The sequence below is a fragment of the Phenylobacterium sp. genome (assembly GCF_030654915.1).
In the GTDB taxonomy this organism is placed as follows: Bacteria; Pseudomonadota; Alphaproteobacteria; order Caulobacterales; family Caulobacteraceae; genus Phenylobacterium.
Genome location: NZ_JAURWM010000228.1, coordinates 1 through 20037 on the forward strand (window position 1 = coordinate 1; position 20037 = coordinate 20037).

Annotated in this window: 15 protein-coding genes; 6 read left to right on the top strand and 9 right to left on the bottom strand. The window is 66.0% G+C overall.

The window, feature by feature from the left end; all coding sequences use genetic code 11:
• A partial coding sequence (locus tag Q7T84_RS11565; RefSeq protein ID WP_304808922.1) for a BCCT family transporter occupies positions 1 to 1044 on the bottom strand: 1044 nt, incomplete at its 3' end.
• Positions 1045 to 1115: 71 nt separating this feature from the next.
• Positions 1116 to 2285, bottom strand: coding sequence for a mechanosensitive ion channel family protein (locus Q7T84_RS11570; protein WP_304808924.1), 1170 nt, complete (start codon positions 2283 to 2285; stop codon positions 1116 to 1118).
• Between the two features lie 680 nt (positions 2286 to 2965).
• Between Q7T84_RS11570 and Q7T84_RS11575 the strand changes: the two genes are divergently transcribed.
• Positions 2966 to 4219 carry a type III PLP-dependent enzyme gene (locus tag Q7T84_RS11575; protein ID WP_304808926.1) on the top strand — a complete coding sequence of 418 codons (1254 nt, stop codon included), beginning with the start codon at positions 2966 to 2968 and terminating at the stop codon, positions 4217 to 4219.
• A 97-nt stretch (positions 4220 to 4316) separates the two neighbouring features.
• A complete protein-coding gene (locus Q7T84_RS11580) occupies positions 4317 to 5384 on the top strand; it encodes a deoxyhypusine synthase (protein WP_304808928.1) in 1068 nt (355 codons plus the stop codon).
• A gap of 77 nt (positions 5385 to 5461) precedes the next feature.
• Here the strand turns inward: Q7T84_RS11580 and Q7T84_RS11585 are convergent, their stop codons facing one another.
• The 3 genes from Q7T84_RS11585 to Q7T84_RS11595 are packed head-to-tail and all read right to left on the bottom strand — an operon-like array spanning position 5462 to position 7923.
• Positions 5462 to 6313, bottom strand: a complete 852-nt coding sequence (locus Q7T84_RS11585; protein ID WP_304808929.1) for a class I SAM-dependent methyltransferase — start codon at positions 6311 to 6313, stop codon at positions 5462 to 5464.
• A gap of 24 nt (positions 6314 to 6337) precedes the next feature.
• Positions 6338 to 7111: a molybdopterin-binding protein gene (locus Q7T84_RS11590; protein ID WP_304808931.1), complete on the bottom strand. Its 774-nt coding sequence runs from the start codon at positions 7109 to 7111 to the stop codon at positions 6338 to 6340.
• Positions 7111 to 7923: a cytochrome b/b6 domain-containing protein gene (locus Q7T84_RS11595; RefSeq protein WP_304808934.1), complete on the bottom strand. Its 813-nt coding sequence runs from the start codon at positions 7921 to 7923 to the stop codon at positions 7111 to 7113. Before Q7T84_RS11595 ends, Q7T84_RS11590 begins: the two co-directional genes overlap by 1 nt.
• A gap of 143 nt (positions 7924 to 8066) precedes the next feature.
• On the opposite strand from Q7T84_RS11595, the gene Q7T84_RS11600 reads away from it, so the two are divergent.
• Positions 8067 to 8999: a thioesterase family protein gene (locus tag Q7T84_RS11600; RefSeq protein WP_304808936.1), complete on the top strand. Its 933-nt coding sequence runs from the start codon at positions 8067 to 8069 to the stop codon at positions 8997 to 8999.
• Positions 9000 to 9143: 144 nt separating this feature from the next.
• Here the strand turns inward: Q7T84_RS11600 and Q7T84_RS11605 are convergent, their stop codons facing one another.
• Positions 9144 to 10028 (bottom strand): alpha/beta fold hydrolase, encoded by an 885-nt coding sequence (locus tag Q7T84_RS11605; protein ID WP_304808939.1) that lies wholly within the window; start codon positions 10026 to 10028, stop codon positions 9144 to 9146.
• 259 nt (positions 10029 to 10287) lie between these two features.
• Here Q7T84_RS11605 and Q7T84_RS11610 point away from each other — a divergent pair, with 259 nt between their 5' ends.
• The 3 genes from Q7T84_RS11610 (at position 10288) to Q7T84_RS11620 (ending at position 12915) form a co-directional block, all read left to right on the top strand.
• On the top strand, positions 10288 to 10599 hold the full coding sequence (locus tag Q7T84_RS11610; RefSeq protein ID WP_304808940.1) for a hypothetical protein: 312 nt from the start codon (positions 10288 to 10290) through the stop codon (positions 10597 to 10599).
• Positions 10600 to 10682: 83 nt separating this feature from the next.
• Positions 10683 to 12497, top strand: a complete 1815-nt coding sequence (mnmD, locus tag Q7T84_RS11615) for a tRNA (5-methylaminomethyl-2-thiouridine)(34)-methyltransferase MnmD (protein ID WP_304808941.1) — start codon at positions 10683 to 10685, stop codon at positions 12495 to 12497.
• A 19-nt stretch (positions 12498 to 12516) separates the two neighbouring features.
• Complete coding sequence (locus Q7T84_RS11620) at positions 12517 to 12915, top strand: DUF6491 family protein (protein ID WP_304808943.1); 399 nt, start codon at positions 12517 to 12519, stop codon at positions 12913 to 12915.
• A 91-nt stretch (positions 12916 to 13006) separates the two neighbouring features.
• On the opposite strand, the gene Q7T84_RS11625 is transcribed toward Q7T84_RS11620, so the two are convergent.
• The 3 genes from Q7T84_RS11625 to Q7T84_RS11635 form a co-directional block, all read right to left on the bottom strand.
• Positions 13007 to 16174 carry a TonB-dependent receptor domain-containing protein gene (locus Q7T84_RS11625; protein ID WP_304808945.1) on the bottom strand — a complete coding sequence of 1056 codons (3168 nt, stop codon included), beginning with the start codon at positions 16172 to 16174 and terminating at the stop codon, positions 13007 to 13009.
• 463 nt (positions 16175 to 16637) lie between these two features.
• On the bottom strand, positions 16638 to 19772 hold the full coding sequence (locus tag Q7T84_RS11630; protein WP_304808947.1) for a TonB-dependent receptor domain-containing protein: 3135 nt from the start codon (positions 19770 to 19772) through the stop codon (positions 16638 to 16640).
• Positions 19773 to 19857: 85 nt separating this feature from the next.
• Positions 19858 to 20037: hypothetical protein (locus Q7T84_RS11635; protein WP_304808949.1), on the bottom strand; the 180-nt coding region annotated here is incomplete at its 5' end.

A 20037-nucleotide genomic window follows, 5' to 3' on the forward strand; every position in this document is an offset into this window, starting at 1 on the left:
GAAGGCGGTCGGCACCAGCAACACGCCGATCACGAACTCCCGCACCGTCCGCCCCCGCGAAATCCGGGCGATGAACATGCCCACGAACGGCGACCAGGCGATCCACCAGGCCCAGTAGAACAGGGTCCAGTTGGCCATCCAGTCCCGGGGCTCATAGGCGTAGAGATTGAAGGTGCGGATGAAGAAGTGGTCGAGATAGAGCCCGAAATTCTGGACCAAGGCCTTCAGCAGGAAACCGGTCGGACCGGCGATCAGCACGAAGCCCATCAACAGCACCGCGATGATCAGGTTCAGCTCAGAGAGCCTGCGCACCCCGCGGTCCAGCCCGATCAGCACCGAGATCGTCGCCAGGCCCATCACCCCGGCGATCAGCAGGATTTGGCTGAAGCGCGTGCTCGGCACGCCAAACAGGTACTCCAGCCCGGTGTTGATCTGCGCCACGCCGAGCCCGAGCGAGGTGGCGATGCCGAACAACGTCCCGCAGATCGCGAAGATGTCGACGGCGTCGCCGAGCCCGCCGTTGATCTTGTCGCCCAGCAGCGGCTGCAGCCCTGAGCGCAGGGTGAGCGGTAGCCCCTTGCGATGCGAGAAATAGGCCAAGCTTAAGCCCACCACCGCATAGATCGCCCAGGCGTGGACGCCCCAATGGGTAAAGGTGATGACCATCGCCTCGCGCGCGGCGTTGATGGTGCCGGGCTCGGCCTCGGGCGGCGCGATATAGTGCTGAACCGGCTCGGCCACCGCGAAGTACATGAGGCCGATGCCCATCCCGGCCGCGAACAGCATGGCCAGCCAGGAGACATAGGGAAAGTCGGGCTCGACGTCGTCGGGGCCCAGCTTGATCTTCCCGGTCGGGCCGATCGCCAGGAACACCACGAAGGCCAGGAACCCCGCCACGGCCGCCACATAGAACCAGCCGAACGACTCGATCACCCAGCTCTGGGCGTGGGTGAACACATAGTCCGATGTCCCCGGCGCGAAGGTCGCGAGCAGCAGCAGCGTCACGATGATCGCGCTGGCGCCCCAAAAGACCCGAGGGTTCATCTTATGCTCAAGCATAGGCTTCAAGCGCTTGTGCGCCGGTGCGGTTCCTGGCCCGCGTTCAGACGCCTTGCTCACGCCGCACGCTCGACCGCGAAACGACCGATGTCGAGCCCGCTCGGAACCTGGAAGAGGCGCAAGCCGAACTCAGGCAGGATGGCGATCAGGTGGTCAAAGATATCGGCCTGGATCGGCTCGTATTCCGCCCAGACGGTGGTGTTGGTGAAGCAATAGATCTCAAGCGGCAGCCCCTCAGCCGTCGGCTGAAGTTGCCGCACCAGCATGGTCATGTCCTGGGCGATCGAGGCGTGAGTCTTCAGATAGGCCATCACATAGGCTCGGAAGGTACCGATGTTGGTGACCCGCCGGGTGTTCACCGGATCGCGTCCCGCCGCGATCAGCACGGCGTTCGAGCGCTCAAGCTCGATCTGCTTGCGATCCAGATACTCGTCGATCAAGGCGAAGCGCTGCATGTCGGCGCGCTCCTGCTCAGACAGGAAGCGGACGCTGGTCTGGTCGATCAGCAAGGCCCGCTTGATGCGTCGTCCGCCGGTGTCGAACATCCCCCGCCAGTTCTTGTAGGACTCCGTGATCAAGCGATGGGTCGGGATCGTGGTGATCGTCTTGTCCCAATTCTGCACCTTGACCGTATGCAGGGCGATATCGATCACATCGCCGTCGGCGTTGAGCTGGGGCATCTCGATCCAGTCGCCGACGCGCAGCATGTCGTTCGACGTCAGTTGCACCGACGCGACCAGGGATAGGATGGTGTCCTTGAACACCAGCAGCAGCACCGCGGCCATCGCGCCGAGCCCCGACAGCAGCAGAAGCGGCGACTGCTCCATCAAGGCCGCCGCGATCAGAATGGCCGCCCCGGCGTAGATCAGGATCTTGACCACCTGGACATAGCCCTTGATCGGCCGAGCGCCGGCGTCCGGACGCCGCTGATATGCCTCGTTGACAAGGTTGAGTCCGGCCCCGACGGCCAGGGCGATGGTGAGGACCATGAAGGCGCCGCTGACATTGCGGACCACCATGATCGCGGGCTCGGCCAGATGGGGCACCGATCCCACGCCGCGCGCGACGATGATCGCTGGCACGACATTGGCCAGCCTCCGAACCATCTGGGTCAGCGCGTGCGACCCGCCCGTGTCCCAGGCCGCCGCGGCGCGCCGGAAGATGCGCCGCATCGCCTGCTTCACGATCAGGTTGGCCAGGGCCGCGGCGACGGCGAGAACCGCCACGCCCACCAGAGCTTCCAACCACGGAGGAAGGGGCGATAGAGCAATGAGATTGTCGAAAATGGGCGCGTCTCTCGTTTCCAGCCGCCCGGCGCCGTCAAGGACGGCGAACAGCGGCGCGCACAGCGGACCTTTAGAGATCAAGCCGCTGTAGCGACAACATCAGGACCGTGCAGGTTGCGCACCCGACCATATTGATCGGACACCTTTTGGATTTCGGAGTTACATCGCATCAAGGGCCTGGGAATATCCAAGCCACGCGGTCTCACTCACATCCTATGAACGCGAAACCTATACAATGGCCCGGGATCAAGCCACCTCATCACCCTGACAATCCCGTGAGGCTCGTTACGCGCTACTCAATATTTTTTTGGGGCGCGACCGCGAAGACTGAAAAGATCGCCTCGCCACATTTGAGCATGCTCCACGCCTGGTCGCGCGGCCCCTGTTCCCTGACGCACCAAGGAAAACGGCCCCCTCGCCCAGGGCCGTAAACCAGCCAGAAACCTTGTCACATTTCCCCCCACGCAATCCCTGACGGGCTCAGGGTTTGATGATGTTTTTACAAACCGCTTTACATCCCAGGTCATCGACCCTATTTCGCATCGCTCCGGCGGACCCGATGTCCTCAAAAAGCGCTGCTAACGCCGGCTAGGTTCAACTGCCAATGGGGGTTACGTGAATTGCACACGTACCATAAGCCCCTGGACCTGGTCCGTCAGCGGCCTCCGGAACGTCCTGTCGCAATAGCGCGACCGGACGCGGTGGCCACGGCGGCGCGCTGGTTCCAGGAAAATTTCAAGGGCGACGTCTTCTACGCGGTGAAGGCCAATCCTTCGCCATGGGTCATTGAGGCTTTGGCCGCCAATGGCGTGACGTCCTTCGATGTGGCCTCGATCCCCGAGATCGAGCTTGTGGCGCAGTTCGCGCCGGGTTCCCGCATGGCCTTCATGCACCCGGTCAAGAGCCGCGCCGCGATCGCCGCCGCCTATTTCGATCATGGGGTTCGCACCTTCGCGCTGGATACGCACGAAGAGCTGGCCAAGATCCTGGCCGCCACCGGCGACGCCAAGGACCTGAACCTGATCGTCCGTCTCGGCGTCGAGGCGGAGGGCGCGACCTACTCGCTGTCGGGCAAGTTCGGCGTCGATGCGCACCAGGCTCCTGGCCTGCTGCTCGCCGCGCGTCGTGCGACCCAGGACCTGATGGGCGTCTCCTTCCATGTCGGCAGCCAGTGCATGCGTCCGACCGCCTATCAGGCGGCGATGACCCAGGCCTCGCGCGCCCTGGTCCGCGCCGGCGTGTTCGCCGACGTGGTGGACGTGGGCGGCGGCTTCCCGTCGGTCTATCCCGGCATGATCCCGCCGGACCTGGCCGACTACATGGACTCCATCGACCGCGGCTTCGCCGAGATGATGGTTCACGAGACGACCGAGCTGTGGTGCGAACCCGGCCGGGCGTTGGTGGCCGAAGGCTCGTCGATCCTCACCAAGGTCGAGCTTCGCAAAGACGACGCGCTTTACCTGAACGACGGCTCCTACGGCTCGCTGTTCGACGCGGCTCACACCAAGTGGCCGTTCCCGGTAAAGCTGCTGCGCCACGAAGACGGTGAAGCCTTTGAAGTCGAGGGGCCGCTGAAGCCCTACCGCTTCTGGGGTCCGACCTGCGACTCGATCGACCACATGCCTGGTCCGTTCTGGCTGCCGGAAGATGTGCGCGAAGGCGACTACATCGAGATCGGCATGCTCGGCGCCTATGGCGTGGCGATGAACACCCGCTTCAACGGCTTCGGCGACGCCGAAACCGTCGAGGTGAGCGACGCGCCGATGGCCTCAATGTTCGGCCTGGCCCAGCGTTCGATTCCCCTGCCCCGGCAGGAGAACCAGAATGTCGTGAAGCTGTCGCGTGCGCGCGGGAAGAAGCGTCGGCGGAAATAAGCCGGCTGCTCAGCTATTATAGGCGCGGCCGGTCGCTCCGTCCCGGTCGCGCCTCTTCCATTTGGACGGGCGCTCAAACTCCAAGGGATCTTGAAGAATGAACGCTGACGTTCAAAACACGAACCGCAAGGCTGAACTGCTCTCGACCACCGTCGAGCACGTGGCGATCGACCAGTACGACGCCCGTCCGGTCATCGACGCCATGCGCAAGATGAGCTTCACCAGCCGCGACACCGCGCGTGCGGCCGACATCCTGACGATGTCCCTCGAAGACAAGCAGTGCTCGACCTGGCTCACCCTCGCGGGCTCGACCAGCGCCGGCGGCTGCATGCACATCTACCGCGACATGGTGAAGTACGGGATGATCGACGTCGTGGTCGCCACCGGCGCCTCGATCGTGGACATGGACTTCTTCGAAGCCCTCGGCTTCAAGCACTACCAGTCGGAAGCTCAGAACCCGGTCGACGACCGCGACCTGCGCGCGCTCTATATCGACCGCATCTACGACACCTATATCGACGAAGAAGAACTGCAGGCCTGCGACGCCACGATCTATGATCTGTGCAACGCCCTGGAGCCCCGCCCCTACTCGTCGCGCGAGTTCATCTTCGAAATGGGCAAGTGGCTCGCGGCCGGCAACGCCAAGAAGCCCGACTCGTTGATCGAAACCGCCTATCGCGAAGGCGTGCCGATCTTCTGCCCGGCCTTCGTGGATAGCTCGGCCGGTTTCGGCCTCGTGAAGCACCAGGTCGAGAAGATGAAGGCGGGCCAGCCCTACCTGACCATCGACGCGGTCGCTGACTTCCGCGAACTGACCGACGTCAAGCTGGCGGCCGGCACCACCGGCCTGTTCATGGTCGGCGGCGGCGTGCCGAAGAACTTCGCCCAGGACACCGTGGTCTGCGCCGAGATCCTCGGCCACGAAGCCGAGATGCATAAGTACGCGGTCCAGATCACCGTGGCCGACGTGCGCGACGGCGCCTGCTCGTCCTCGACGCTCAAGGAAGCCTGTTCCTGGGGCAAGGTCGACGTGACCTGGGAACAGATGGTCTTCGCCGAAGCCACCACCGTGGTTCCGCTGATCGCCTCGGACGCCTGGCATCGCGGGGCGCACAAGAACCGCACCAAGCCCCGCTGGGCCAAGCTCTTCGAAAAGAAGGCTTAGAGCACTTCAGACGGCCGGGGTTTCGCCCCGGCCGTTTTCGTTTCCGGGTTGGAAGCGCTACACCTAAGGCTTGGTGATCAGGGCCGCTTGGCGGTGACGATCCAGGTGGCCGAGGCCAGCATGACGCCTTGCGGGGTCACGTATTGCGCCAGAGCCTCGCGAATGGCGCCGACCACCCCGTCCTTGAGCTCTGGGTTCTCGCGCAGCACCGCGCCCAGCGGCCCGACCCGCAGCGACATGGCGACGGTTTGCTCTAGATCGTTGCCACCGATCAGCTGGTCGTGCGGCTGTATGTCGATGTCCACGAAACCGGCCGCCGCCAGGATGGCGCGCAGACGCTCGGGGTCGGCGAATGCGAAGGGTCCCGGCGCGGTGGGGTCGGCCGGCGGCGGCATCGGCGGCAGCAACGGCAGGGCGGCGAACATCGGCACGCTCATCCAAGGGTTCTCCAGCATCGGCCGCCAGCAGACAAAGGCCAGGCGTCCGCCTGGCTTGAGCGCCGCGGCGATGTTGCCGAAGGCCGACGTCGGATCGTCGAAGAACATCACCCCGAACCGCGAGAAGGCCAGGTCGAACCCTCCGGGCGGGAAGGCCTGGGTCTGGGCGTCGGCCGCCAGGAAGCTGACATTCGTCGCGGCCGCCTCGCCGCCACGGCGGCGCGCGACCTCCAGCATCGGCTCCGAGATATCGACGCCCAACACCTGGCCGGCGGACGCAACGCGCTGGGCCAGCTCCAGACTGGTCTGGCCGCAGCCACAACCGATATCCAGCACTCGCTCACCCGCCTTGGGCGCGCCGGCGTCCATGGCCCGCTGGCCCAGCGGCTCGATCTGGAGATCCAGACGATCCTGCAGCGCCGCCCAGGTGGCTCCGGCGCTGTTGTTCCAATAGGCGATCTGGTCGGCGTTGGCGCCGCTTTCGACTGTCATGTCCGCGTCCCTATCCGGAAAGGTCTAGATGCCAGCGTACCACTCGTAGCCGCGGTCTTCCCAGAAACCGCCCTTGCCGCCGCCGAGGTGGGCGAAGTCGGCCACCGCCTCGATGCGCATCACGTACTTGGCGTGCTTATAACCAAGCTGGCGCTCGACCCTCAGCCGGACCGGCGCCCCGTGCTTCACGGACAGCGGCTCGCCGTTCATCTCGTAGGCGAGGATTGATTGCGGATGATAGGCGTCGATCAGGTCGATGCTCTCATAGTAGCGTCCCAGGTGCTCGGGCACATTCGGATCCAGCGTGTCGGCGCAGTGCAAGACGACGTAACGCGCTTCATCCCTCAGCCCGGCCTTGTCCAGCAGCGGCCCCAGCCGCGCGCCGCTCCACTTGCCGATCGCCGACCAACCCTCGACGCAGTCGTGGCGGGTGATCTGAGTGCGGGCCGGTTCGGCGCGCAGCTCCGCCAGGCTCAGCGACAACGGCCGCTCGACCAGCCCGTCGACCACCAGCCGCCAGTCGGCGAAACCGCCTTCAGCCAGGAGCCGGTAATCGGGGTCGCCCGGCGCGGTCGAACCATTGGCGCGGAAGTCGGGCGAGATCTGGCTCTCGGGAAACTCCGCCGCCAGGGCCGTGCGATTGGTGATCAGCCGCTGGGCCCGGCGGGTCAGACCCTCCGCTCCGGACAAAGTCTTTTGCACGCCCGGATTCATGGTGAGCTTGTCGCAGCCCGACAGCAACGCGCCGCCCGCGGCGGCGCCCAGGCCGGCGAGCCAGCGGCGGCGGGTGGTCGGCATCAATCCTCTCCCTGGCGAATGGCGAAGCGGCCAGTGATCATCGAGCGCAAGCTGTTCACCGGGCTGGAGACCAGCACCATCAGCACATGCACCACCACGAACAGCACGATCAGGCTGGCCGACAGAAAGTGGAAAGTGCGCGCCGACTGACGGCCGCCAAAGAGCTCCGGCGCCCAGGGCCAGGCCGCGTTCAGGCCGGGCGACATGGCAAGGCCCGTCAGCACCATCATCGGCAGCAGGACGAAGATCACCGCCAGATAGGTCACCTTCTGCAGAGCGCTGTAGCGCCGCGCGGCCTCGCCCTTGGGGAACCGCAGCCGGGCATGATCGGCGATCTCGGCCAGCAGGTGGCGCGCCTGAAGTTGATCGCGGTCCGGCAGCAGGTTACGCCGCACATGGCCGCTGGCGATGTTGGCGCTCAAATAGACTAGGCCGTTCAGGGCGAAAACCCAGGCGAAGAAGAAGTGCCAGCGCCGCCCGTCGGCCAGGCTGCGGTAGGTCGGCAGGGTGGTCCAGGCAGGAAAGCCCCGCACCTCATCGCCGGAAAAACCGAGCACGCCCGTGGTCTCGAACATCGCCGGCCCGATCTTGGTGATCCCGACCGGCTGGCCGCCTCGCTCCATGGCCACCATCGCCGCCCAGGGCCGCGCGAAGGTCGAGGTGTCGCCCCAATAGAGGGCCGGATGCGCGTTGAAAATCTGCAGGCCGCTGGTCAACAGCACGAGCAGCGCCAGGACATTGATCCAGTGCGTCAGCCGCGTGACCAGGCTGTGCCGCTGGACGAGCACGCTGGCGGAGGGGACTGACGGCATCTCGGCTCCTTAGAGGTGACCCAGTTTGTCACGTAGCAAGTACGGCGCCCACCTCCAGGCGGATGCGCACAGCCGGGCTTAACAGGTGGCGCCCCCCGCCCCCGCCCCCTAAGGTCCCGGCTCAATTTTCGGGGAGTATCGAAGTGTCTGACGAGAACGTCGAAATCTGGAGCGGCGGCGTCAACACCTGGGAATGTGACGAGATGGGCCACATGAACGTCAGGTTCTGGGTGGCCAAGGCTCAGGAGGGGCTGGCCGGACTGGCCGCCCGGCTCGGCATGCCCCGCGCCTTCGCCGCGGACGGCGAGGCCACCCTCATCGTCCGCGAACAGCACATCCGTTTCCTGCGCGAGGCCAAGGCCGGCGCGGCCCTTCATATGACTGGCGGCGTCATCGAGATCGGCGAAAGCGATGCGCGCCTGCTGCTGGTGATCCGCCATGCGAGCGGCGAGCCGGCGGCCACCTTCCAGCTCCTGGTCGAGCACGCCACGGCCCGTGACATGCGCCCCTTCCCGTGGTCGGCCCGCATTCGCGAACAGGCCAAGGCGTTCCGGACGCAGGTTCCGGCCTTCGCCGCGGCCCGTAGCGTCGATCTCTCGCCGGTCGTCCCGACCGCCAGCCTGCCCCGCGCCACTGAGCTTGGCCTCACCCGCGTCGGCCTTGGCGTCATCGGCCCGGCCGAGTGCGACGTGTTCGGCCGGATGCGACCCGAGATCTTCATCGGCCGCGTCTCCGACGGCGTCGGCCGACTGTTCGGCGAGACCCGGCCTGGCCCTGAACCCATCGGCGACGAGGCGCCCGCCCGGATCGGCGGCGCCGTGCTGGAATACCGCGTTCTTCACCTGGGCTGGCCCGAGGCCGGCGACGGGGTCGAGCTGCGCTCCGGCTTCGCCGGCTGCGACGCCCGCACCCGCCGGGTGGTGCACTGGATGCTCGATCCAGAGACTGGCGCGCCCTGGGCCAGCGCCGAGGCGGTGGTCATCTCCTTCGACCTCGACACCCGCAAGGTCGTCGACATCAACCCCGACGCCCAGGCCGCCTTCATGGCCAAATGCGCGCCAGGCTTGGCGCTGTAGGCCGTACCCGTCAAATCCCTCTCCCTCGGGAGAGGTTAGGTGAGGGGGCGACGCGCGGCGGCGCTCAACCGACGACCGATCAATGAGGCGAAGAGGCCGCGGCCCCCTCACCCGACCTCTCCCCGCCGCCGGGGAGAGGAGAAGTCACCCCACCGCCTTGCGCAGTTCGGCCAGCACCAGGTCCGGACGCTCCATCGGCAGGAAATGACTGGTCCCCGGAACCACCTCGGCCTCGATACGGCCGGCGTCGACTAGGGCGTCGAAGCGCGGGTCCTCGCGGCAGGTCGAGCCGAACTCAGCCTTCAGGATGCGAATCGGAACCTGCGCCCGTTCGAAGGCGCCCCAGGTGTCATGGGCGTGGGAGCTGAAGTTCGAGGCCTCCCACTCCGGGGCGCAGGACAATTCGACCTCGCCGTCGGGCCGTTCGCGAAAACCGTCGGCGACGTAGTCGGCCAGCATCTCGGCCGTCCAGGTCTTGAAGGCGCCGCGCCCGGTATAGGCCTCGATCACCGCGGCGCGGCTGGCGAAGATCGCCCGGCGTCGCCGCGCGCCCTGGACCAGCGGCGAATTGGCGAAGGCCTCGGGGTCCACCCCGCCGTCGGTCGGCGAGGGCACGACCACCGGATCGAACAGCGTCAAGCCGCGCACCCGCTCGGGCGCCTCTGCTTGAGCCAGCACGCAGGCGGTCCCGCCCATCGAATGGCCCGACAGCACCACATCGCGCAGGTCGAGCGTGGACATCAGCGCCAGCAGGTCGTCGCGCAGCCCGTCCCACGAGGTCCGCCCCGCCGTTTCGGCCGGCAAGGTCGAGCGACCATGGCCTCGCTGGTCTACCGCCAGGATGCGGAAGTCGTCGGCCAGGGGCGCCAGGATCGAGCGATAGGTGCGGGCGTTGAAGCCGTTCGCATGGACAAAGACGATGTCGAGCGGCCGCGAGGCGTCGCCGAACTCGATCCCAGCCATCGCCCCGCCGCGGCCTTCGAGCTCGATCATCCGCGCCCGAGGCGCATTCGTTAACGCCGAGTCCATGCAAAATCCTCCGTCGACCCGCCCAAATCGGCGGCCCAGAACCTCGAAATCACATTCACCCACAGTTAGCCAACCCCCTCAAACGCCTTGGTTTCTAAGGGCCGGGTGGCCTTGGGCCGAAAAGTGATCACGAGGGCGTGAATTAAAGCCTTGCCCTGAGAGCAAAGCGAGGCATATTCCAGACCTGCGCACGCGACGTTGGTCATCAGGACCGCCTTCGTATGTTGCTCCTAACTCCGTTTCCAGGGGACCTAGAAACATGACCACCGACATCCTCCGCAAGCTGCTCGTCGCCGGCGCCGCCGTCGCCGCTCTCTCCGTCGCCGCCTGCGGCAAGCCCGCTGAAAAGGCCGACGCCGCCGCCGCCGAAGCCACCACCGAAGCTTCGACCGCCGCTGCCGCCGCCGACACCGCGACCGACGCCGCGGCCACCGCCGCTGACGCCGCCGCCGACGCCTCGAAGGCCGCTGGCGACGCCGCTGCCGCCGCTCCGGCCGCCGCTGCCGACGCTGCTGCCGCCGCCGCTGCTCCGGCCGCTCCGGCCGACGCCGCTGCTCCGGCCGCGAAGTAAGTCTTTCGAACGCATTCTTGCGTTCGGTAGCGAAGGGCCGTCCCTCGGGGCGGCCCTTTTCGTTTGCGCGCTATAACGCCTAGATGAGCGCCGAATCCCCCCTTACCTGGACGCCTGACGGCCAGCCCCGCTCCCGTCTCTACGGCGATGTCTATTTCTCCGCCGAGGATGGACTGGCCGAGACCCGCGCGGTTTTCCTTGAGGGCTGCGGCCTGCCGGAGGCCTGGCAAGGCCGCTCGGCCTTCTGCGTCGGCGAGCTCGGCTTCGGCACCGGCCTCAATATCCTGGCGCTGCTCGACCTCTGGCGAACGACCTCGGTGCCAGGTGCCCACCTCCATATCTTCAGTATCGAAGCCCATCCGATCACCGCCGCCGAAGCCGGCCGGGCGCTCGCCCATTGGCCTGAACTGCGGGATCTCGCCGACCTGCTCGCCGCGCGATGGCCCGGTCAGGCCCGGGGCTTCCACCGGATCGACTTCCCGGAGGCGCGCGCCACCCTCGACCTGGCGGTGATGGACGTCGAAAGCGCGCTGGCCGCCTGGAGCGGATCGGCCGACGCCTGGTTCCTCGACGGCTTCTCCCCGGCGCTCAATCCCGACATGTGGCGCGAGGAGATCATGGCTCTCGTCGCCGCCCGCTCGGCGCCCGGCGCGCGGGCCGCGACCTTCACCGTGGCCGGCGCTGTTCGCCGCGGTCTCGCCGCCGCCGGCTTCGAGGTCGAGAAGCAGCCCGGCTTTGGCCGCAAGCGCCAGCGGCTGGAAGCCAGATTGCCCGGCGAGCCCCCCCTCCCGCCAGCCCCGCCGCGCGTGGCCGTGATCGGCGCGGGAATCGCCGGCGCCTCCGCGGCCCGCGCCCTGCGCGCGATCGGCTGCGAGCCGGTTGTCCTGGACGCCGAAGGCGCGGGCGCCGGCGCGTCCGGCAATCCCGCCGCCCTGGTCACCCCGCGCCTGGACGCCAGCCTTGATCCCGTCGCCCAGCTCGCCGCCCAGGCCTTCGCCCGGGCGGTCGATCTCTACAAAGCCCTCCCAGCGACGATCATCGCGCGCGGCGTGCTGCAACTGGCCGCCTCCGACAAGGACGAGGCGCGGTTCGCCAAGATCGCCGTCTCCGACATCTTCGAGCCGGACGCCCTTGCCCCCCTGGACGCCCCGGAGGCGAGCGCGCGGCTGGGCGAGGCCGCGCCCGCCGCCCTCGATCTCGCCGCGGCCCTGGTCATAGAGCCCCAGGCGGTGCTGCCGGCTTGGCTCGGCCCGGTCGCCCAGGCCAAGGTCGCCGCGCTTGGCCGCGAGGGCCCGGCCTGGGTGCTCCGCAACGCCGCCGGGGACGAGATCTTGACCGCTGACGTGGTGGTCCTCGCCGCCGGCCCAGCCAGCGCCGCGCTTTGGCCAGGCCTGGAGCTCGGCGCCGTTCGCGGCCAGGCCAGTTGGACCACAAGCCCCTCGCCCATCCAGGCCGCCGCCTGGGGCGGCTATGCGATCCCCACGCGCAACGGCGCGCTGTTCGGCGCCACCCACGACCGCGACGACACCACGACCGAGGTCCGGGACACAGATCACCTGCGCAACCGCGCCACCCTGGCTGGCGCCCTCCCAGGCCTGGCCAGCCAGCTTGAGATCTCCCCTCTGAAGGGTCGCGCCTCGATCCGCGCGACGACCGCCGACCACCTGCCCTGCGCCGGCCCGGCCGCCGGCACGCCCGGCCTCTTCCTCCTGACCGGCTTCGGCTCTCGCGGGTTTTCCATGGCCCCGCTGCTGGCCGAGCACGTCGCCGCCCTGGCGCTTGGCGCTCCATCACCCTTGCCGGCCATTGCGGCCCGCCTGGTGGACCCGGATCGATTCCGCTTGCGAGCCGAACGTCGCGGTCGCAATTTCATCCCAGGCGGGCGGCGAGAGCCATAACGCGTCTAGGGAGATTCTGATGACGACAGCTTCAGTCTGGGTCGCGGCCAGCGCCGCCCTGCTTCTGGTCGGGGCGTGCGCCAGCACCGATCCGAACAACCCGCGCGCCTCGAACCCGAGCCGCCAGTGCTTCTTCGCCAACAGCACCAGCGGCTTCACGGCCATCGACACCCAGACCGTCAATGTCCGGGTCGGGGCCAGGGACGTCTACCGGCTGGACCTGATGGGGACCTGCCCGGACATCAATTGGAACCAGCAGATCGCCTTGGTGTCGCGCGGCAGCTCGTCGATCTGCACCGGCACCGGCGCCACCATCGTCACCCGCGGCCCGACCGGGCAGCAGCGTTGCCCGGTACGGATGGTCACCAAGCTCACGCCTGAGGAAGTCGAGGCGCTGCGTCCTCGCGACCGGCCCTAGAGCGCAAAAAGGGCGTCGCCCCGAAGGACGACGCCCAGTTGCTGGGGGGCTCGTAGCGCCGAGGCGCCCCGAGCAGACGTGATCGCCAGGCCTAGAAGCGCTTCCTGAGCGACATCGAATAGACCCGGCCCAGCGGGTTCCCGCTGCTGGGGTCGTAGTTGTACTGAGTGCCGATCGCGAACGGCGGATCCTCGTCGAAGATGTTCTGGACGGTCAGGGTGGCCGTCGTCTCCCATGGCAGTTCGATCCGATAGGTCAGGTCGTGCTGCCAATATTCCGGGATCTTGATCGAGGTCTTCAGCGCGGCGGCCAGGGCGATGGAGTTGGTCTCCACCTGGGTGGTCGAGGACACGTGACGCACCTGCCAGCGCAGATTGTGGATGCCGCCGGACCAGTTCAGGAAGGCGTTGGCCCGCAGCCTGTTGTAGCCGGTGAACAGCGAGGCGCGGTAGGTTCCCGCCCGTTCCTGCGTCCCGGCCGCGTTCGAGGGGAAGCCTTCGATCAGATAGGGGTCTTCATCGTACTTCAGCAGATAGGTGCCGTCGAAGCCGGCGGTGATATCGCCGCCCCATAGTTCGGCCACGTCCATATTGGCCTGGAAGTCGACGCCCGAGGTCTTCACCCGCCCGCCGTTGATGTACTGGGTGCGGTAGGACAGGATATTGGCCCGCCCGCAAGGTCCGGAGAAGGTGAACCGGTCCTGGACCTTCGCATAGGCGGCCTGCCCGCAATTGCCGGTCGGCGAACCGCCGGGGAACATGACGTTCAGGAGGTCGGCCGTGGCTTCCGAGGTCAGCGCGTCCTTGAAGTCGAAGCTCCAGTAGTCGACCGTGGCACGGAACCGCTGGAAGCTGATCGCCGTCCCCAGATTGTAGGTCAGCGCTGTCTCCGGCTCGAGGTCCGGATTGCCGTAGAGGTCGTTGGCCCGGTAGGTGCCGTTGGCGTTGGTCAGACCGCGGGTGAAGTTGGTGGTGGTGATGGTGGCCGCGGGCGCACGGTAGGTCGTGCCGACCGATCCCCGGAACGCCAGCCAATCGATGGCCTGCCAACGGACAGAAGCCTTCGGATTGAAGGTGTCGCCCTGGCTCTCATAGTGCTCATAACGGCCGGCGACCGTCAGCTGGAGGTCGTCGGTGATCGGGAACAGCATCTCGCCGAACACCGAGCTGATCTTTCGGTTGACGTCGTAGGGTCGCAGATTGGCGTTGAATAGGAACGGGCCATTGGACGTGGTCGGGCAAGGCGGCGCGCCGTCGCCGAAAGGTGGCGAGTCCACGCAAGGCGTGGCGTTGGCGTCATAGAAGACGTCCGGATCCTGGATGGTGCGGTCGTAACGGAACTGCCCGCCAGCCGCCCAGGCGATCGTCCCACCGGGCAGTTCCCACGGCAGTTCGCCGTTGAACACCGCATCGGCGACGAACAGTTCCGAAGAGATTTCGTTGCGCTGCTTTTCGTCCATCCAGGCGGCGACGGCGGCGCGGTTGGCGGCGGCGTCGTTGAAGCCCGGAATATTGCTGCTGGCGACATAGAACGGGTTGGGCGCGACCTGACTCTGGCTCTGGTCGAAGGCGTTGGTGAACGGGTTGAAGTAGAAGCAGCCCATCGCCGCATTGCCGGCGTTGGCGGTGAAGTTGGCGGTCTCGCCGGGGGTGCACTGGTCGGCCGCGCCGTCCCGGCTGGCGAAGCCGCGCAGCGCGAGCTGCAGCCGGTTCACCGAGAGGTCCTCAAGGTTATAGTTGTAGTCCTGCTTCTGGTAGGTCAGGGCCACGTCGAAGCCGAGACCGTTGTCGAGCTTACCCTTGAAACCGCCCGACACCCGCGCCGTATCGACCTTGTAGGTGTAGTGGGCGTGCTCATCATCCGTATACGGATTGCCGCCAAACCCCATCGGCCTCCAAATGCTCTGACTGGCGGCCACCCCGTTGGCGAGCGCGCTGGCCATCCCGGCCCGAGCTGTCGCCAAGCCCGCCGCGCAGGACGCGGCGTCCACGCCGTAAGGCAGGACCGAGCCGTTGCAATTGGCCCCGTTGACCTGGCTGATCAGGGCCAGAAGACCTGGATTGGTGTTAGGGATGTAGAACCGCGACTGCTCGCCGGTGCCCGTCGCCGGGATCGGCGAGACGCCGCCGCCCGCCGAAGCGCCTGACGCCAGCTGCGGCGCCGGGAACTGGTTGGGTCCAGTCACCGCCCAGCTCTGCATCGGGGTCTCGTGCATCGCGTACAGCACTTCGATATTGGCGGAGATGTTGTCCGTCAGATCGAAATTGAACTTCCCGTAGGCCTGATAGTGGTGCTCGTCCTCAACCAGGTTATCGAAAGTCGTGTACTGGAAGTTGCAGACATTGCTGTCGGGAACCACCGCCCGGGCGCCGATCAAGGTCGTCAGGCTGTAGGGCGCGCCGCCATTGGCCGCGCAGCCGATGTCCGGCAGCGTCCCGGTGAAGCTCGCCGAGGTGAAGCCGGTGTTCGGGGAGCCGACCGGCGCCGTCGTCGCATAGTTATAGCCGCCTGGATTGCCGGTGGCGGCCCAACCGCCGAGCGGGTTCTCCAGGAAGCCGTCCACTCCGGTGCGGATCGCCCAATCCCGCTCGAAGATCGGCAGCTCCGAGCGCCGCCGGTAGCCCAGGGTGACCAAGGCGTCGCCCCAATCCGCCTTCTTGCCCCAGGCCAGCGAAGCCTCGTAGTCGCCGTTCGAGCCCTCGATCGCCTGGTATTGCCCGGTCACCTCGAAGCCGTCGAGGTCGGTCCGGGTGATGAAGTTGACGACCCCGCCGATGGCGTCCGAGCCATAGGTGGCCGCGGCCCCATCCTTCAGAACCTCGACCCGGCCGATCGCCGCGGTCGGCAGCAGGTTAATGTCGACCGAGTTCAGGCCCTGCGGCGACACAGGCACGCGCCGGCCGTTGAACAGCACCAGGGTGCGCGCGCCGGTCACGGCAGAGTTCAGACTGCGCAGGTTCACGGTCGCCGCGCCCGAGCCGGAACCGAAGCGGTTGTTCTCGCCGATCACCGCCCCCGACGACGGGATGGTCTTGATGAACTGCACCATGGTCGGCGAACCACGGGCCTCAAGTTCCTTGGAACTGATCACGTCGACCGGCAGGGCCGCGTCCTCAGGGGTGCCGGCGATAAATGAACCGGTGACGATGACCTCTTCGACGGTGGAGTCGCCGCGGGCTTGGGCTGCGGCCCCTGTGGCGCCAATTGCCATGGCGACAGCCAGAATTGAGCCGCCGCAGAAATATCTGCTCTTCAACATTTTGGTTCCCTTCCCCCTCGAGAGCCGCCCGCGTCTAACGCGCGAGCTTTCCGACTCCAGAGATCAGCAACCATCCAACAGCGATATGCGAGGCGCTAGATACTTTTCGGTATTGCAACATAGCGTTGCCGATGGTGGCCTTCCGCATCGCTAGCGAGAGTGATCAACAGTTACAAAACATTGTTCGGATTAGTTTTATCAGCCGATATGGCGTCGAATCCGTGACGTAGCCTAGGTTTCAGCGCTGCAAGCAATCTAGGCTTTGGTATGCGTCGCCGTTGCCGCCTTGGCCGTTCGAAGGTCTCTTTTCATCGCTGGAGGGCTAACGCGGCGGAAGCTTGGCGGCGAGGTGTTGCATAAAGGCCTCGCAAAAACGCGCGCGACTGAACGAGACATACCCAAAATAAGAAACGCCGCCCTCTCTCGAGGACGGCGCTCCCGGTGTCTTCAGTCTTCTAGAAGCCTAGAAACGCTTCTTCACCGCGACGGCATAGACCCGGCCCAGCGGATTGGCGCTGGAGGGGTCGTAGTTGTACTGAGTGCCGATGGCGAAGGGCGGATCCTCGTCGAACACGTTCTGGACGCTAAGCGTCGCCGTCGTGTCCCAAGGCAGCTCGACCCGGTAGGTCAGGTCATGTTGCCAGTACTCGGGGATCTTCGTCGTTCCCTGAGTCGCAAAGGCCAGGCCGATCGAGTTGGTTTCGATCTGGTTGACCGAGCTGGTGTGGCGAACCTGCCAGCGGACGTTGTGGATCCCGCTGGACCAGTTCAGGTACGCGTTGGCGCGAAGCCGGTTGTAGCCCGTGAAGATCGAGGCGCGGTACGTACCGGCTCGCTTCTGGGTTCCCGCCGCAGGCGCGTCGATGCCCTCGATCTTGTAGGGATCTTCGTCGTAGCTGAGCAGGTAGGTGCCGTCGACGCCGGTGGTCAGGTTGCCGCCGAACACTTCACCGACGTCCAGGTTGGCCTGGAAGTCGAGGCCCGAGGTCTTCACCCGACCGCCGTTGATGTACTGGGTCCGGTAGGACTGCACATTGGCCCGGCTGCAGGCGCCGTTGAACGTGAAGCGTTTCTGAAGCTCGGCATATTGCGCCACGCCGCAGTTCACCGCCGCACCGCCAGGGAACATGGCGGCCAGCATATCGGTCGCCGACTCCAGCACCAGCTGGTCCTCAAAGTCGAAGTTCCAGTAGTCCACCGAGGCGCGGAAGACGCCGATCTTGGCCATGGCCCCGACGCTGTAGGTGAAGGCGGTTTCCGGATCCAGGTCCGGATTGCCGTACTGGTCGTTAGCGCGCCAGGTGCCGTTGGCGTTGGTCAGACCCCGCGTGAAGTTGCTCTGGGTGATGATGGCCGAAGGCGCGCGATAGGTGGTGCCCACCGAACCGCGCAGGGCGAGCCACTCCATCGCCTGCCAGCGGACCGAAGCCTTCGGATTGAAGGTCTCGCCCGTGGAGGCCGAGTACTCGTACCGGCCAGCCAGGGTCAGCTCCAGGTCGTCAGTGATCGGCAGCAGGGTTTCGGCGAACACCGAGCCGGTTTCACGCGACACCTCGTATTGAGCCAGATTGGCGTTGAACAGGAACGGCCCGGTCGGAACCAGGCAGAACGGCTGGCCGTCGCCGAACGGCGGCGAATCCACGCAAGGCGTGGCGTTGACGTCGTGCAGGCTGTCGGGGTTTTGCGAGATCCGATCATAGCGATACTGGGCGCCGGCCGCCCAGCGGATCGCACCACCACCCAACTCGATCGGCAACTCGCCGTTGGTCACCAGATCGGCGACGAACATGCGGGTCGAGGTCTTGTTCACCAGCCGCTCATCCATCCAGTCGACGACGGCGGCGCGGTTGGCGACCGCATCGTTGAAGCCGGGGATGTTGCTGCTGCCGACGTAGAACGGGTTGGCTGGCACGTTAGACAGGCTTTGGGCCATGCCATTGGTGAACGGGTTGAAGTAGAAGCAGCCCGCGGCCGCGTTGCCCGCGTTGGCGGGGTTCAACGCTTCGGTCGGGGTGCACTGGTCGGCTGCGCCCGCACGGCTGGCGAAGCCGCGAAGGCCCATCTGCAGGCGGTTGACCGAGATGTCTTCCTGAACCCGAGTGTAGTCCTGCTGCTGATAGGTCAGCGCCAGGTCCCAGCCGATGCCGGCGTCCAACTCGCCCTTGAAGCCGCCGGAGACACGGAAGGTGTCGACCTTGTAGCTATAGTGAGCGTGCTTATCGTCGGTATAGGGGTTGCCGGCGAAACCGATCGGGCGCCAGGAGGTCTGGCTGGTCGCCACGCCATTGGCGGCCGCGCTGGCCAGCCCAAGACGCGCCTGGGCGAGGCCGGCGGCGCAGGACGCCGCGTCGACACCATAGGGCAGGACCGTACCGTTACAATTGGCGCTGCCGATCTGGCTGATCAGCGCCTGCAGTCCGGGGTTGCTGGCCGGAATGTAGAACCGGCCCTGGTCCGATGGCGGGCTCGCCGGGATCGGCGAAGTGCCGCCCGCGAGCAGCGGGGTCGGGAACTGGTTCGGTCCCGTGACCGCCCAGCTCTGGTTGGGGGTGTCGTGCATCGCATACAGCACCTCGACATTGGCCGAGAGCTTCTCGGTGATGTCGAAGTTGAACTTGCCGTAAGCCTGGAAGTGATCTTCCTTTTCGATCAGATTATCGAAGACCGTGTACTGGAACTGGCAAGAGTTCGCATCGGGGTTGAGCGTCCGCAGACCGATCACGGCGCTGATGTTATACGGCGCGCCGCCATTGGCCGCGCAGCCGATGTCCGGCAGGCCGCCCGTGAAACTGGCCGCCGTGAAGCCGGTGTTCGGCGAGCCGACCGGCGGGGTGGTCGCGTAGTTGTACTGCCCCGGATTGCCGGTGCTGGCCCAGCCGCCCAGCGGGTTTTCCTTGAAGCCCTCGACGCCGGTGCGTAGCGCCCAATCGCGCTCCTGGATCGGCAGCACCGAACGATGGCGATAGCCCACGGTGACCAGGGCGTCGGCGTTGTCCCACTTCTTGCCCCAGGCGAGGCTGCCTTCGTAGTCGCCGTCCGACCCGGAGATCGCCTGATACTGGCCCGTCACCTCGAAGCCGTCGAGATCGGTGCGGGTGATGAAGTTGACCACCCCGCCAATGGCGTCCGAGCCATAGGTGGCGGCGGCGCCGTCCTTCAACACCTCGACCCGGCCGATCGCCGCGGTGGGCAACAGGTTGATGTCGACCGCGTTCAGGCCTTGGGGTGACACAGGTACCCGGCGACCATTGAACAGGACCAGGGTCCGCGACCCCGTCGACGGCGAGTTCAGGTTGCGAAGATTGATCGTCGCCGCGCCGGAACCCGAACCGAAGCGGTTGTTCTCGCCGATGACGGCGCCCGACGAGGGGATGGTCTTGATGAACTGGACCATCGTCGGCGAACCGCGGGCCTCAAGTTCCTTGGAACTGATGACATCGACCGGTAGGGCGGCGTCTTCAGGCGTCCCGGCGATGAATGAGCCGGTGATCACCACCTCCTCGACCGTGGTCTCCTGGGCCGCCGCGAAACCGGACACCCCAAACGCAAGCGCGACAGCCAAAATTGACCCGCCGCAGAAATAACTGCTCTTCAACATCTATGTTTCCTTTCCCCCTCGAACCGGCGTCACGATTGAAATGTGGCGCTTGTCTTTGTTCGAGTACGGCGATCATCCGTGGAGTTCAGCGGGGGTGCCAGAGTGATGTTTTTTGAGTTGCAATCCCGAAATACTTAGGAATGAAGCATAGATTTTTGACAAACCTGAGAAATATGTCGAGTTTCAGCGTACCGGCCACAGGATAAATCGCCAGACCTGTCAGAATGGATTTTAAGCTGTTGGTTTCAATGCAATTTTGCGTCGA

What these genes read in the sequence shown, in the direction of transcription:
- Q7T84_RS11620 (WP_304808943.1), top strand. Translation starts at nt 12,517, where the DNA reads ATGACGACAGCTTCAGTCTGGGTCGCGGCCAGCGCCGCCCTGCTTCTG.
- mnmD (WP_304808941.1), top strand. Translation starts at nt 10,683, where the DNA reads ATGAGCGCCGAATCCCCCCTTACCTGGACGCCTGACGGCCAGCCCCGC.
- Q7T84_RS11580 (WP_304808928.1), top strand. Translation starts at nt 4,317, where the DNA reads ATGAACGCTGACGTTCAAAACACGAACCGCAAGGCTGAACTGCTCTCG.
- Q7T84_RS11625 (WP_304808945.1), bottom strand. Translation starts at nt 16,174, where the DNA reads ATGTTGAAGAGCAGATATTTCTGCGGCGGCTCAATTCTGGCTGTCGCC.
- Q7T84_RS11585 (WP_304808929.1), bottom strand. Translation starts at nt 6,313, where the DNA reads ATGACAGTCGAAAGCGGCGCCAACGCCGACCAGATCGCCTATTGGAAC.
- Q7T84_RS11590 (WP_304808931.1), bottom strand. Translation starts at nt 7,111, where the DNA reads ATGCCGACCACCCGCCGCCGCTGGCTCGCCGGCCTGGGCGCCGCCGCG.
- Q7T84_RS11605 (WP_304808939.1), bottom strand. Translation starts at nt 10,028, where the DNA reads ATGGACTCGGCGTTAACGAATGCGCCTCGGGCGCGGATGATCGAGCTC.
- Q7T84_RS11630 (WP_304808947.1), bottom strand. Translation starts at nt 19,772, where the DNA reads ATGTTGAAGAGCAGTTATTTCTGCGGCGGGTCAATTTTGGCTGTCGCG.
- Q7T84_RS11610 (WP_304808940.1), top strand. Translation starts at nt 10,288, where the DNA reads ATGACCACCGACATCCTCCGCAAGCTGCTCGTCGCCGGCGCCGCCGTC.
- Q7T84_RS11595 (WP_304808934.1), bottom strand. Translation starts at nt 7,923, where the DNA reads ATGCCGTCAGTCCCCTCCGCCAGCGTGCTCGTCCAGCGGCACAGCCTG.